We start from the raw sequence: 14,693 nt of genomic DNA, 5'->3' as shown, positions 1-14,693 counted from the left end.
CGTCAGGTTTCGCAGTTACACTCCGTAAGCTTGCGGAGTGTGAACGATACTTCACAGCATCGGTCAAATGGCTATCTCAAAAAAGAATACAGGACAGAGGTTATGTTCAGGCAGTTGAAAAAAAACCTGGTTGCTACCCTCATTGCCGCACTGACTATCGGTCAGGTTGCGCCCGCATTTGCTGATACTGCGGACACCCTGCCTGATATGGGAACGTCGGCAGGCAGTACGCTTTCCATAGGACAGGAAATGCAGATGGGCGATTATTACGTACGCCAACTGCGCGGCAGTGCGCCATTAATTAACGATCCATTGCTCACCCAATACATTAATGCGCTGGGGATGCGTCTGGTCTCGCACGCCGACTCGGTAAAAACGCCCTTCACCTTCTTTTTGATTAACAACGATGAAATCAACGCCTTTGCTTTCTTTGGCGGCAACGTTGTCCTGCACTCCGCACTATTCCGCTATTCCGACAACGAAAGCCAGCTGGCATCGGTTATGGCGCACGAAATTTCCCACGTTACACAGCGTCACCTGGCGCGTGCCATGGAAGATCAGAAACGCAGCGCACCGCTAACGTGGGTTGGCGCATTAGGTTCAATTTTATTAGCAATGGCCAGCCCGCAGGCGGGTATGGCGGCGCTGACCGGTACGCTGGCGGGTACACGTCAGGGAATGATCAGCTTTACGCAGCAAAACGAACAGGAAGCAGACCGCATCGGTATTCAGGTGCTGCAACGCTCGGGATTCGATCCCCAGGCCATGCCAACGTTCCTGGAAAAACTGCTCGACCAGGCTCGTTACTCTTCGCGTCCGCCGGAAATTTTGCTGACTCACCCCCTGCCGGAAAGCCGTCTGTCTGATGCCCGTAACCGCGCCAACCAGATGCGCCCGGTGGTCGTCCAGTCGTCAGAAGATTTTTATCTGGCTAAGGCACGAACCTTAGGCATGTACAACTCTGGTCGTAACCAGTTGACCGATGACCTGCTGAGTAGCTGGTCGAAAGGCAACGTACGTGAGCAACGTGCGGCCCAGTATGGCCGGGCATTGCAGGCGATGGAAGCCAGTAAATACGACGAGGCGCGTAAAGCGCTGCAACCGCTGCTGGCGGCGGATCCTAACAATACCTGGTATCTCGACCTGGCAACAGATATCGATCTCGGCCAGAAGAAAACCAGTGATGCCATTAACCGCCTGAAAAACGCCCGCGACCTGCGCACTAACCCGGTTCTGCAGCTCAACCTGGCGAATGCCTATTTACAGGGTGGACAAGCCAAAGAGGCGGCGACCATCCTGAATCGCTATACGTTTAACCATAAAGATGACCCTAACGGCTGGGATCTGTTAGCGCAAACAGAAGCCAACCTGAGCAACCGCGATCAGGAGCTGGCGGCGCGCGCGGAGGGGTATGCCCTCGCGGGACGTCTGGATCAGGCTATTTCGATGCTCAGCAGCGCAAGCTCTCAGGTGAAACTGGGTAGCCAGCAGCAGGCCAGATACGATGCCCGTATTGACCAGCTACGCCAGCTGCAAGAACGCTTTAAACCGTACACGAAAATGTAATTATCGAACCCTTGCCGGATGGCGACGCTGTCGCGTCTTATCCGGCCTACGTCAGACGCAATATGTAGGCCGGATAAGGTCTTTTGGCCGCCATCCGGCAGTATTGTTATGCAAGGAGAAGTCATGTCAGACGCGATTAAAATCTACCATAACCCACGCTGCTCCAAGAGCCGTGAAACGCTGGAATTACTGAAGTCCAACGGCGTGGACCCGGAAGTGGTGTTGTATCTGGAAACGCCGGCTGACGCAGCAACCCTGCGCGAACTGCTGCAAATGCTCGGTATGTCCAGCGCGCGTGAACTGATGCGCCAGAAAGAGGATCTCTATAAATCGCTTAACCTGGCGGACAAAAATCTGAGTGAAGATGCGCTGATTCAGGCAATGGTGGAAAACCCGAAACTGATGGAGCGCCCGATTGTGGTTGCCAAAGGTCAGGCTCGAATTGGACGCCCGCCTGAGCAGGTACTGGAAATCGTCGGTTAACCTGCAACCTGCCGCGTCTTCTCGGCTGCGGCGCTTACAGCTTCAGAATTTCTTTTACGAACGGAATGGTCAGCTTACGCTGGGCGGTGATCGACGCATGATCTAACTGATCCAACGTCATAAACAGCGTTCGCATTTCACGATCTAGACGCTTCAGCAGAAAACGTCCCACATCTTCCGGCAGTTCAAATCCACGAAGTCTGGCGCGTAATTGCAACGCCTGCAGCTTATCTTCATCGGAAAGCGGTTGTAGCTTGTAGATTTGCCCCCAGTCCAGGCGTGAGGCGAGATCCGGCAACCCCAGATTCAGCTGTCTTGGCGGACGATCGCCGGTGATCAGCAAACGCGTTTTCCCCGACTCCAGGATACGGTTGTAGAGATCAAAGATCGCCATTTCCCACAGCGAATCACCGGCCACACATTCGATGTTATCAATGCAAACCAGCGATAAATGCTCCATCCCGTCGAGCACCTCGGGGACGAACCAGGTGCGTTTGTCGAGCGGCACGTAGCCTACCGCATCGCCGCGCGCGGACAGTTCCGCACAGGCTGCATGCAGCAAATGACTACGGCCAGCGCCTTCACGCGACCAGAGATAAATATACCCGCTATGTTCCTGACGCAGCACGTTTTGCAGTGCAGCCAGTAAAGAGGAGTTATCCCCCGGCCAGAAACTTGCGAAAGTTTCGTCGTCAGGAAGATAAAGTGGCAAAGAGAGCTGTGCCGGTGTGTTCAGAGATACCTCAACCCAGGATTTCATAAAATCGCGTTGAGTTTAACACAGAAATACGTCGCGATAGAACCGGGCAGCGCTGCCGCCCGGTCAGAGATTTACTGTTGCGGACTGTCTGCATCTTTCGCGTCAAGCACGACTTCTTCCGGACGCAGCAGGCTGATAACTTTGAAAATCAGGCTCAGACAGACACCAACGATGGTCGCCAGTGCCATGCCTTTCAGCTCTGCGGCACCGATGTGAACTTTCGCGCCACTTACGCCGATGATCAAAATAACCGAGGTCAGGATCAGGTTCTGCGCCTTGTTATAGTCAACCTTCGACTCGATCAGTACGCGAATACCAGAAGCGCCAATCACACCGTACAGCAGCAGCGATACGCCGCCCATCACCGGCAGTGGAATGATTTGGATCGCCGCCGCCAGTTTACCCACGCAGGAGAGCAGAATGGCGAAAATTGCCGCACCGCCGATAACCCAGGTACTGTAAACGCGGGTGATCGCCATTACGCCGATGTTTTCGCCGTACGTGGTGTTCGGCGTAGAGCCGAAGAAACCAGAGATTACCGTAGACAGACCGTTGGCAAACATAGAACGATGCAGGCCAGGATCGCGAATCAAATCTTTTTTCACGATATTCGCCGTCACCACCAGATGCCCGACGTGTTCGGCGATGACCACCAGCGCCGCTGGCAGGATGGTCAGAATGGCAACCCATTCAAAACGCGGCGTGTAGAACGTCGGCAGCGCGAACCAGTGGGCCTGCGCAATCGGCGTAGTGTCCACAACGCCCATCACGAAGGAAAGCGCATAACCGGCCAGCACCCCGATCAGAATCGGGATAATCGCCATAAAACCGCGGAACAATACGGAACCAAAGACCGTTACCGCCAGCGTCACCATAGAAATGATGATGGTTTTTGAATCCGGTAATTGCCCCTCAGCAGGCAGTAACCCCGCCATACCCGCAGCAACGCCAGCCAGCTCCAGACCGATGACGGCAACGATTGCGCCCATCGCCGCAGGCGGGAACATGACATCCAGCCAGCCGGTTCCTGCCTTCTTAACAATGAAAGAAACCAGGCAGAACAGGACGCCACACATAATGAAACCGCCCAGCGCCACTTCATACCCTAACGGCAGCAGCAGCAGTACCGGGGAAATAAAGGCAAAGCTGGAACCCAGATATGCGGGAATTTTACCCTTACAAATAAAGAGATACAGCAACGTACCAATGCCGTTAAACAGCAGAACGGTAGCCGGGTTGATGTGGAACAGGACTGGCACCAGTACCGTTGCGCCAAACATGGCGAACAGGTGCTGCAAACTAAGCGGGATTGTCTGTAAAAGCGGCGGTCTTTCACTCACCCCGATAGCACGGCGCGTCATAGTGTTTTCCTCTGAGTGTTGTTTGTTATTAGCCATTGGGTTGTTTTATTCAAAAAAAAGCCGACTCTTAAAGTCGGCTTCTTTTCACTTATTCGTTTACTTAGTACCAAAAATCTTATCGCCGGCATCGCCGAGCCCCGGAATAATGTATCCGTGCTCGTTCAGTCCCTGATCGATGGAGGCGGTGTACAGCTCCACATCCGGGTGCGCTTTTTCCAGTGCCGCGATACCTTCCGGTGCCGCAACCAGGACCAGCACTTTAATGCTGGTGCAGCCTGCATTTTTCAGCAGATCGATAGTGGCGATAACAGAGCCGCCGGTTGCCAGCATTGGGTCAACGATCAGCGCCATACGCTCATCGATGTTAGAAACCAGCTTCTGGAAATACGGAACCGGCTCCAGCGTCTCTTCGTTACGGTACATACCAACAACGCTGATACGCGCGCTCGGAACGTTTTCCAGAACGCCTTCCATCATGCCCAGGCCCGCACGCAGGATAGGCACAACGGTGATTTTTTTGCCTTTGATTTGGTCAACTTCAACTGGACCGTTCCAGCCTTCAATGGTCACCTTTTCGGTTTCCAGACCAGCGGTTGCTTCATAAGTCAGCAGACTGCCAACTTCCGAGGCGAGTTCACGAAAGCGTTTAGTGCTGATGTCGTTTTCACGCATCAGTCCCAGCTTGTGTTTGACGAGTGGGTGTTTGACTTCCACGATCTTCATACTCTTCTCCTTTCCTCAGACGAATGGCAACCACAAAAAAAATCGCCGGATTATACCGCTTTTCCTCTCTGGCGCAACACTGCATACGCTTGATATGGATCAACCAAAGTCATTTGCGTCTGAATGATGAGTATAAAACAAGCCCCGCACTGATGGCGGGGCTTGCTGTCAATGCTATGAATTTCAAAGATATTCAGCATTGGTCTGGATGACTTTTTGATACCACGAAAAAGATTTTTTAGGTGAGCGCGTTAATGTCCCGCTACCGTCATTATTTTTATCGACATAGATAAACCCGTAGCGTTTTTTCATCTCCCCTGTCCCGGCAGAGACTAAATCAATGCAGCCCCACGGGGTATATCCCATCAGATCCACGCCATCTTCCACCACCGCTTTTTTCATCTCACGTATGTGGGCGGCAAGGTAGTCGATACGGTACTGGTCGTTAACTGTACCATCGTCCTCGCGCACATCAATGGCGCCAAATCCATTCTCCACAATAAATAGTGGCAGCTGATAATGATCCCAGAACCAGTTCAGTGAATAACGCAGGCCAACCGGATCAATCTGCCAGCCCCAGTCAGATTTCTGCACGTACGGGTTGGAAACCAGGCTTTTCGACTCATCGTAATCCAGTTGTGGGTTGTCCGCCGTTGCCTGGGTCGCGAAAGACATATAATAGCTAAAGCCGATGTAATCAACGCAGCCCTCGGTCAGCGCCTGACGGTCTTCCTCGGTGATATCCAGTTCAAAGCCACGACGGGCAAAGTAGTTGAGAAGATGCCGCGGGTATTTGCCGCGCACATGGACGTCAGTAAACCAGTAACGCCGGTGCATGGCATTCATCGCCATCATCATATCGTCTGGCGCGCAGGTCAGCGGATAGATAGGACACATGGCAATCATGCACCCTATCTGTAATTCCGGGTTAATCTCACGCGCAACCTTTACCGCCAGCGCGCTTGCCACCAGCTCATAGTGCGCCGCCTGGTACATGACCGGCTCGCGGTCCTCGCCGGGCTGGTATTTCAGACCTGAGTTAGTAAAGGGCGCGAAATCTTCGTGATAATTTGCCTGGTTGTTAATCTCATTAAACGTCATCCAGTACTTCACTTTGTGCTGGTAACGAGTGAATACCACCCTGGCAAAACGGACAAAGAAATCGATAAGCTTGCGGTTGCGCCAGCCGCCGTACTCCGTCACCAGATGGTAAGGCATCTCAAAATGCGACAGCGTAATCACCGGCTCAATGCCGTATTTCAGGCATTCGTCAAACAGGTCATCATAGAACTGTAGGCCAGCTTCATTGGGTTGTTCTTCATCGCCTAAGGGGAAAATACGTGTCCAGGCAATAGAGGTGCGAAAACATTTAAACCCCATTTCGGCAAACAGCTTTATGTCGTCTTTATAGCGATGATAAAAATCGATGGCCTCATGGTTAGGGTAATTTTTACCGGCAATCACACCGTCGGTAATTTCACGCGCCACCCCATGCGCTCCCGCGGCCATGACATCAGCAACGCTGACGCCTTTTCCGCCCTCCTGCCAGCCACCTTCCAGTTGATGAGCAGCGACAGCACCACCCCACATGAAATCTGCTTTAAATCCTGACATACCCTTCCCCTATCGTGATGACTCTGCGCAAAACGCTGTTGATGAGGTCCGCAACAGAAAACAGAAACCGGTTTCAGTACGATACTGTGCATTCGGCTAACAGGATTCAAGCACAAGACTGTACCCGGTTTCATTTTCGTGGCGCAGCTCAAACAAATAGATAAATGATTGTAAAATGCTGAAAAAACCAGCAGATAAAACTTGATGCAGAGCAGGCTCGCAAACGTTTGCTTTCCCTGTTAGAATTGCGCCGAATTTAACTTTTACTGCAAGTAAACATGTGGGGAAGCAGGCAGTGACCGATAAAACCTCTCTTAGCTACAAAGATGCCGGTGTTGATATTGATGCAGGTAATGCTCTGGTTGATCGAATCAAAGGCGTAGTAAAGAAAACTCGTCGTCCGGAAGTTATGGGTGGTCTGGGTGGCTTCGGCGCGCTGTGCGCATTGCCGCAAAAATATCGTGAACCGGTACTGGTTTCCGGCACTGATGGCGTTGGTACAAAACTGCGTCTGGCGATGGATCTGAAACGCCACGACACTATCGGCATTGACCTCGTCGCAATGTGCGTCAACGACCTCGTGGTTCAGGGCGCTGAGCCGCTGTTCTTCCTCGACTACTATGCAACCGGCAAACTGGATGTGGACACCGCAGCCAGCGTCATTAACGGGATTGCCGAAGGCTGCCTGCAGTCTGGCTGTGCGCTGGTCGGTGGGGAAACAGCTGAAATGCCGGGGATGTACCACGGCGAAGATTACGACGTGGCAGGTTTCTGCGTTGGCGTCGTCGAAAAATCAGAGATTATCGACGGTTCAAAAGTGGCTGACGGTGACGTACTGATTGCGCTCGGCTCCAGCGGCCCGCACTCCAACGGCTACTCTCTGGTGCGTAAAATTGTAGAAGTCAGCGGTTGTGACCCAGAAACCACCGAGCTTGAAGGCAAGCCGCTGGCCGATCACTTACTGGCCCCTACCCGCATTTACGTGAAATCCATTCTGGAACTGATCGAGAAGGTTGATGTGCACGCCATTGCCCACCTGACCGGCGGCGGCTTCTGGGAAAATATTCCACGCGTTCTGCCAGACAACACGCAGGCAGTGATCGACGAATCTTCATGGCAGTGGCCAGCCGTCTTCAACTGGCTGCAAACGGCGGGTAACGTCAGCCAGCATGAGATGTATCGCACCTTTAACTGCGGTGTAGGTATGGTTATCGCCCTGCCAGCTCCGGAAGTGGACAAAGCCCTTGCTTTGCTCAATGAGAAAGGTGAAAACGCATGGAAAATCGGTATCATCAAAGCTTCTGATTCCGAACAGCGTGTGGTCATTGAATGAAAAACATCGTGGTGCTCATTTCCGGCAACGGAAGTAATTTGCAGGCGATAATCGACGCCTGCGAACAGAAAAAAATCAATGGCACCATACGTGCAGTATTCAGTAACAAGGCCGATGCGTTCGGCCTTGAGCGCGCACGCGAAGCGAATATTCCGGCACACTCGCTGGAAGCCGCCCAGTTTGCCAGTCGCGAAGCATTCGACCGCCAACTGATACAAGAGATTGACGCCTATGCACCCGATGTCGTGGTGCTGGCCGGTTATATGCGTATCCTCAGCCCGGCGTTTGTCGCTCACTATGCTGAACGATTGCTGAATATCCACCCGTCTTTATTGCCGAAGTATCCCGGCCTGCATACGCACCGCCAGGTACTGGAAAACGGCGATGAAGAACATGGTACCTCAGTCCATTTCGTGACGGATGAGTTGGACGGCGGACCGGTCATTCTCCAGGCCAAAGTCCCAGTATTTGAAGGCGACAGCGAAGATGACGTCACGGCACGGGTTCAGGCTCAGGAACATACCATTTACCCGCTGGTGGTAAGCTGGTTTATCGACGGTCGCCTGAAGATGCGTGATAACGCTGCATGGCTGGATGGCGTTCGTTTGCCTCCACAAGGCTACGCCGCCGACGAATAATAAAAAAACCAACCTGTAAGCCGAATGTCACCATCCGGCTTACAGGCATAACTACCTTTTCCGGTTAATACCACCGGTATTCATCTACGCTCCCCCTTTCTCTTTGCTATCAGACGGTTTATTGTCATATTTTTCTGGCACAGTTGGACATCTGAGAGCAATGCTCGCCATAATAAATCGGTAGTGTCCCGTGAATGAAACGGAGTAAAAGTGGTAATGGGTCAGGAAAAGCTATACATCGAGAAAGAACTCAGCTGGTTAGCGTTCAACGAACGTGTACTCCAGGAAGCTGCTGATAAGTCAAACCCGTTGATCGAACGGATGCGTTTCTTAGGCATCTATTCCAATAACCTCGACGAGTTTTATAAGGTTCGTTTTGCCGAACTGAAGCGCCGAATCATTATTAGCGAAGAACAGGGTTCAAACTCTCACTCCCGCCATTTGTTAGGCAAAATCCAGGCCCGCGTATTAAAAGCCGATCAGGAATTTGACGGCCTGTACAACGAGTTGCTGTTGGAAATGGCGCGCAATCAGATTTTCTTAATCAACGAACGCCAGTTGTCGGTCAATCAGCAAAGCTGGTTGCGTCATTACTTCAAGCAATATCTTCGCCAGCACATCACGCCGATCCTGATTAACCGCGAGACGGATTTAGTCCAGTTTTTGAAAGATGACTACACCTATCTGGCGGTAGAAATTATCCGTGGCGATACGATCCGCTACGCGCTGCTGGAAATTCCTTCCGACAAGGTTCCTCGTTTTGTGAATCTGCCGCCGGAAACCCCACGCCGTCGCAAACCGATGATCCTGCTGGACAACATATTACGTTACTGCCTTGACGACATTTTCAAAGGGTTCTTTGATTACGACGCACTGAACGCCTATTCGATGAAAATGACCCGTGACGCCGAATACGATTTGGTGCACGAGATGGAATCGAGCCTGATGGAGCTGATGTCATCCAGCCTGAAACAGCGTCTGACCGCAGAACCTGTACGTTTTGTCTATCAGCGTGACATGCCCAACGCGCTGGTCGAGGTACTGCGTGAAAAACTGACGATTTCTCGCTACGACTCGATTGTTCCCGGCGGGCGTTACCATAACTTCAAAGACTTTATTAACTTCCCCAACGTTGGTAAAGCTAACCTGGTGAACAAACCGCTGCCGCGTCTGCGCCATATCTGGTTCGACAACGAGAAGTTTCGTAACGGCTTTGACGCCGTTCGTGAACGCGACGTGCTGCTGTATTACCCCTATCACACCTTTGAGCACGTTCTTGAACTGCTGCGCCAGGCCTCTTTCGACCCGAGCGTGCTGGCTATAAAGATCAACATCTACCGTGTGGCAAAAGATTCACGCATCATAGATTCAATGATCCATGCCGCGCACAACGGTAAGAAAGTCACCGTGGTGGTGGAATTGCAGGCCCGCTTCGATGAAGAAGCCAACATCCATTGGGCCAAGCGTCTTACCGAAGCAGGCGTTCACGTCATCTTCTCCGCGCCAGGCCTGAAAATTCACGCCAAACTGTTCCTTATCTCGCGTAAAGAAGGTGATGAAGTCGTGCGCTATGCGCATATCGGGACGGGGAACTTCAACGAAAAAACGGCACGCCTGTATACCGACTACTCGTTGCTAACTGCCGATTCGCGCATTACCAACGAAGTGCGTCGGGTGTTTAACTTCATCGAGAACCCGTATCGCCCGGTGACGTTCGATTATCTGCTGGTTTCCCCGCAGAACTCACGTCGTCTGCTGTACGCGATGATCGACAAAGAGATCGCCAACGCGCAGCAAGGACTGCCTTCCGGCATTACGCTAAAACTGAATAACCTGGTCGATAAAGGTCTGGTTGACCGCCTCTATGCGGCCTCAAGCTCAGGTGTGCCGGTCAATTTGTTGATTCGTGGTATGTGTTCTTTGATTCCGAATCTGGAAGGTATCAGCGACAATATTCGCGTTATCAGCATCGTTGATCGCTATCTTGAACATGACCGGGTCTATATCTTCGAGAACGGGGGTGACAAGCAGGTGTATCTCTCCTCCGCTGACTGGATGACAAGAAACATCGACTATCGTATCGAAGTTGCCACACCACTTCTTGACCCGCGCCTTAAGCAACGCGTGCTGGATATTATCGATATCCTGTTCAGCGACACGGTGAAAGCCCGCTTTATTGATAAAGAACTGAGTAATCGCTACGTACCGCGCGGAAACCGCCGTAAGGTTCAGTCACAATTGGCGATTTACGATTACATCAAATCACTCGAGCAACCTGACTAAAGATATGCCAATACACGACAAGACTCCACGACCGCAAGAATTTGCTGCGGTCGACCTTGGTTCAAACAGTTTCCATATGGTCATTGCCCGCGTGGTTGATGGCGCAATGCAAATTATTGGGCGACTGAAACAACGCGTACATCTGGCGGATGGCCTCGGCGAAGATAACAAGCTGAGCGAAGAGGCCATGGAGCGCGGGCTAAGCTGTTTATCACTGTTCGCCGAACGTTTGCAGGGGTTTCCTCCATCAAGCGTATGTATCGTGGGAACCCATACTTTGCGTCAGGCACTGAATGCGACTGATTTTCTCAAGCGAGCGGAAAAAGTCATCCCCTACCCAATTGAGATTATTTCCGGCAACGAAGAAGCCCGATTGATCTTTATGGGCGTTGAACATACGCAGCCGGAAAAAGGTCGCAAGCTGGTTATCGATATCGGCGGCGGCTCAACAGAACTGGTGATCGGGGAAGATTTCGAGCCTAAACTGGTCGAAAGCCGCCGTATGGGCTGCGTCAGCTTTGCCCAGATGTATTTCCCGCGCGGTGTAATTAACCGTGAAAATTTCCAGCGTGCCCGCATGGCGGCTGCGCAAAAGCTCGAAACCTTAACCTGGCAGTTTCGCATTCAGGGCTGGAACGTTGCGCTGGGCGCATCGGGCACCATTAAAGCAGCCCATGAAGTGCTGCTGGAGATGGGTGAAAAAGACGGTTTTATCACCCCCGAACGTCTGGACAAGCTGACATCTGAAGTGTTGAAGCACGCGTCATTTGATGCGCTCAGCTTGCCGGGGTTGTCAGAAGAAAGAAAAGCAGTATTTGTACCCGGACTCGCGATTCTGTGCGGCGTTTTTGACGCGTTAGCTATTCGCGAACTTCGCCTTTCTGATGGTGCGTTACGTGAAGGCGTGTTGTACGAGATGGAAGGCCGTTTTCGCCACCAGGACGTTCGCAGCCGTACCGCCAGCAGCCTGGCGAACCAGTACAACATTGACAGCGAACAGGCCCGGCGCGTACTAGAAACGACGATGCAAATGTACGACCAGTGGCATACGCAGCAGCCAAAGCTGGCCAATCCCCAACTGGAAGCGTTACTGCGTTGGGCAGCAATGCTGCATGAGGTTGGGCTGAACATTAACCACAGCGGTTTGCATCGCCACTCTGCGTATATCTTACAAAACAGCGATCTTCCTGGTTTCAATCAGGAACAACAGCTGATGATGGCAACATTAGTTCGTTATCATCGCAAAGCGATTAAGCTCGACGACTTGCCCCGCTTTACGCTGTTTAAGAAGAAACAGTTTCTGCCGTTAATTCAGCTGCTGCGCCTGGGCGTGCTGTTGAATAATCAGCGTCAGGCGACCACCACACCGCCGACTTTGACCCTGATAACCGACGACAGCCACTGGACCTTACGCTTCCCGCATGACTGGTTTAGCCAAAATGCGCTGGTGCTGCTCGATCTGGAGAAAGAGCAGCAATACTGGGAAGCCGTAACAGGCTGGCGACTCAAAATTGAAGAAGAGAGCTCACCCGATATCGCCGCATAAGATCTCAGCAGGTGTCAGTTCATCTGGCACCTGCTTTTCCAGAGTTTCATTCAACGGCAGTGGCTCACCAATCAGATACCCCTGCATGTAATCAATCCCCAGCGAAATCACCGCACTGCGTATTTCTTCGCTTTCGACGTACTCCGCAACCACCAGCATTCTTTTCATCCGCGCCAGATGGCAAATAGAGGCCACGATTTGGTAGTCGAGGCTGTTCGAAACAATATTGCGAATAAAGCTACCGTCAATTTTCAGGATATCGGCATTCACATTTTTCAGCCGCGCATAGCTGGCATACCCAGTACCAAAATCATCAATCGCAATCTGACAGCCCAGTGATTGCAGCTGCAGCAACGTTGCCTGTGCCTGTTCCGCATTGGTCAAGGCATTGCTTTCCGTCACTTCAAAGATAAGTTGCCATGCTTCAACCTTGTACTTATTCAGTAACTGATTGATGTCATTAGGAAGTCGCGCGCGACATACTGAGGTGGGTGATAAGTTGATAGCAAACCGGTGGGCGGGCATTTTTTCCCGATTCTGCGCCATAAATTTCAACGTATTTTCAATCACCCACAGATCGATACGGGATGACAAACCAAACTCATGGGCTACCGGCAAGAAGTTATCAGGGGCAATAGTTTCACCGTCATCCCCCTCAAGCCGCAGCAGGATTTCGTGATAAACGTCGCCACGTACGCCAAAAATCGGCTGCGCCTTCAGGAAAAAGCGATTGTTCTCCAGCGCCTGCTGAATACGGTTCATCATCGCAACCTTATCTTTCAGGTCGCGTTGCAGGTGCATCACACCACGCCGCTGCAAATTCTCTGGTGAATTGGTTGCCAGCGATAATTCGGCAATGGTACTTAACTCTCCCAGCAACAAATAGATATGGTTAACAGGAGAACGGACATAGCAAAAGCTGATCCCAACCTGCGGTTGCAAAGGCATTCCGTCCCAGACAAAACGAAACTGCTTGATATGCCTGTCCAGTGCTTCAATGCGTTCCTGGTGTAGCTCAGTGTTAAAACGCAGGATTAAATCATTACCTGACAATTGATAGACATGCTCATCCTGTTCAAGCAACGGTGTTATCCACTGAGCCAGTTTTTGCTTGTACTGGATACGCAGCATAATGCCGTAATTTTTCACCAGCAGCTCCATGCCCGGAACACCCAAAAAGCAAAGCACTGACCATGGCGCGTTTTTCAAATCCCGGTTCAAAGCGCGCAAATTCGGAATATGCACCATAGGGTCAAAGAAGGCCAGGCGATGGTTGCGCCGGGTAACAAAACGTTGACGCGTTGCCAGGACAGCAATGAAATTCACGATGAAGGAAAAAACCAGATAACTTGATGAGGTAATGGCAAGCTGCGTATCATAACCCGAATACCAGGGCATATAGCGCTGATAATAATGAATTGCGGTAATAAGTACGACCGCCCATATTAACGAAATAAATTTATAACCGTAACGCATTGCCCCCCACAGCATGACAGGCAGTAACAGTGACAGTGTATAATTCGTGCTGAATATTGAGCTTTGTTCATTGAGCGGCATACACAACATTGCCATTAGCACAGTCAATATAATCAACCAGACCGCAAACTCTGTTTTAGTCACTTTGGTATCAAACTGCTGCTTTAACTGAGAAAAATAGCCTCTCAGATGCAAGGGGTTGCGAATTGTTCGAATGATGAAATAACACAGCGGCACACCTACAAGATTCCCCGCGAGTATGGACTGATAGTTGATCAATGTGCCTGTATTGAAGGGCATAACGCCCACCATGCCGGATTTGCTTTCATAAACACCCACAAATGCAGCAAACTGGAAGAGTATCAGAAACAGCGTTGCCGGGCAGAAGACTTGCCAGAACATACGCTGAAACAACAGATGAGAGTCGCCGTGGGAAACGTTGTTTCGTCGGGGAGAAAATACTTTATATCCTCCCCAGCTAAGCACGATTGTAACTATAAAGTGCGAAATTATTGAAAGTGTTTCAAATAACCCGACCTGCGGATATTTGTACCAGATAATGGAAATGATAATACCTGGCAATGCCGCCCAGCCAAAAAAAAGCATCAGGCTAATCATCAGCGCTAACGGCAGGTAGAAAAGAATTACGGCCCCCGTACTAATATGGGCATAGGTGGTGGCAGTGCTCAATATAGGCAACAACAAAGAAGGTAAGATGAGAGGTAATGCCCACCATCTATCTCTAATACCAATATAATTTTTATTGAGTTTCATAGATGCTCAGTAGAATCCCACACATCCTGTAGGGGGTATTCAGACAGGCATCCCACCTGACCTTAAAACGATAAAGTAAAATACATCACAATGATTCATCAATTTTAGTTGTCAGCAAAGTGTGATGCTTGATACA

Annotated in this window: 11 protein-coding genes; 6 read left to right on the top strand and 5 right to left on the bottom strand. The window is 51.1% G+C overall.

Features of this window, described 5'->3' with window-relative positions:
• The first annotated feature begins 102 nt into the window (after nt 1-102).
• Both bepA and arsC read left to right on the top strand, forming a co-directional pair.
• A complete protein-coding gene (bepA, locus tag OGY68_RS20915) occupies nt 103-1,566 on the top strand; it encodes a beta-barrel assembly-enhancing protease (RefSeq protein WP_125363143.1) in 1,464 nt (487 codons plus the stop codon).
• A gap of 123 nt (nt 1,567-1,689) precedes the next feature.
• Complete coding sequence (arsC, locus tag OGY68_RS20910; protein ID WP_003037937.1) at nt 1,690-2,049, top strand: arsenate reductase (glutaredoxin); 360 nt, start codon at nt 1,690-1,692, stop codon at nt 2,047-2,049.
• A 34-nt stretch (nt 2,050-2,083) separates the two neighbouring features.
• Here the strand turns inward: arsC and OGY68_RS20905 are convergent, their stop codons facing one another.
• From OGY68_RS20905 to OGY68_RS20890, 4 genes are all read right to left on the bottom strand, one after another.
• Entirely contained in the window at nt 2,084-2,785 is a 702-nt protein-coding gene (locus OGY68_RS20905; protein WP_211924219.1) for a DnaA inactivator Hda, read from the bottom strand.
• Nucleotides 2,786-2,880: 95 nt separating this feature from the next.
• The gene (gene uraA / locus OGY68_RS20900) at nt 2,881-4,170 is read right to left on the bottom strand and encodes a uracil permease (RefSeq protein WP_003835107.1); all 1,290 of its coding nucleotides are present in this window, start codon (nt 4,168-4,170) and stop codon (nt 2,881-2,883) included.
• A gap of 96 nt (nt 4,171-4,266) precedes the next feature.
• A complete protein-coding gene (gene upp, locus OGY68_RS20895; RefSeq protein ID WP_003835110.1) occupies nt 4,267-4,893 on the bottom strand; it encodes a uracil phosphoribosyltransferase in 627 nt (208 codons plus the stop codon).
• Nucleotides 4,894-5,076: 183 nt separating this feature from the next.
• The gene (locus OGY68_RS20890) at nt 5,077-6,507 is read right to left on the bottom strand and encodes a 6-phospho-beta-glucosidase (RefSeq protein ID WP_057066941.1); all 1,431 of its coding nucleotides are present in this window, start codon (nt 6,505-6,507) and stop codon (nt 5,077-5,079) included.
• Nucleotides 6,508-6,802: 295 nt separating this feature from the next.
• Between OGY68_RS20890 and purM the strand changes: the two genes are divergently transcribed.
• The 4 genes from purM to ppx all read left to right on the top strand — a co-directional run bounded on the left by purM (nt 6,803) and on the right by ppx (nt 12,307).
• Nucleotides 6,803-7,840, top strand: a complete 1,038-nt coding sequence (gene purM, locus OGY68_RS20885) for a phosphoribosylformylglycinamidine cyclo-ligase (protein ID WP_020996702.1) — start codon at nt 6,803-6,805, stop codon at nt 7,838-7,840.
• Nucleotides 7,837-8,478, top strand: coding sequence for a phosphoribosylglycinamide formyltransferase (gene purN / locus OGY68_RS20880; RefSeq protein ID WP_008785442.1), 642 nt, complete (start codon nt 7,837-7,839; stop codon nt 8,476-8,478). Before purM ends, purN begins: the two co-directional genes overlap by 4 nt.
• 216 nt (nt 8,479-8,694) lie before the next feature.
• Nucleotides 8,695-10,761, top strand: a complete 2,067-nt coding sequence (gene ppk1 / locus OGY68_RS20875; RefSeq protein WP_032944192.1) for a polyphosphate kinase 1 — start codon at nt 8,695-8,697, stop codon at nt 10,759-10,761.
• 4 nt (nt 10,762-10,765) lie between these two features.
• The gene (gene ppx, locus OGY68_RS20870; RefSeq protein ID WP_032944195.1) at nt 10,766-12,307 is read left to right on the top strand and encodes an exopolyphosphatase; all 1,542 of its coding nucleotides are present in this window, start codon (nt 10,766-10,768) and stop codon (nt 12,305-12,307) included.
• On the opposite strand, the gene OGY68_RS20865 is transcribed toward ppx, so the two are convergent.
• Complete coding sequence (locus OGY68_RS20865) at nt 12,287-14,557, bottom strand: bifunctional diguanylate cyclase/phosphodiesterase (protein WP_057069344.1); 2,271 nt, start codon at nt 14,555-14,557, stop codon at nt 12,287-12,289. The two genes, ppx and OGY68_RS20865, sit on opposite strands and share 21 nt — an antisense overlap.
• Between the last annotated feature and the right edge of the window lie 136 nt (nt 14,558-14,693).

Source organism: Citrobacter sp. Cpo065 (assembly GCF_030332805.1).
GTDB lineage: Bacteria > Pseudomonadota > Gammaproteobacteria > Enterobacterales > Enterobacteriaceae > Citrobacter > Citrobacter portucalensis.
The sequence above is the reverse complement of the archived record's forward strand: the minus strand, read 5'-3'. Positions and strand labels throughout refer to the sequence as shown.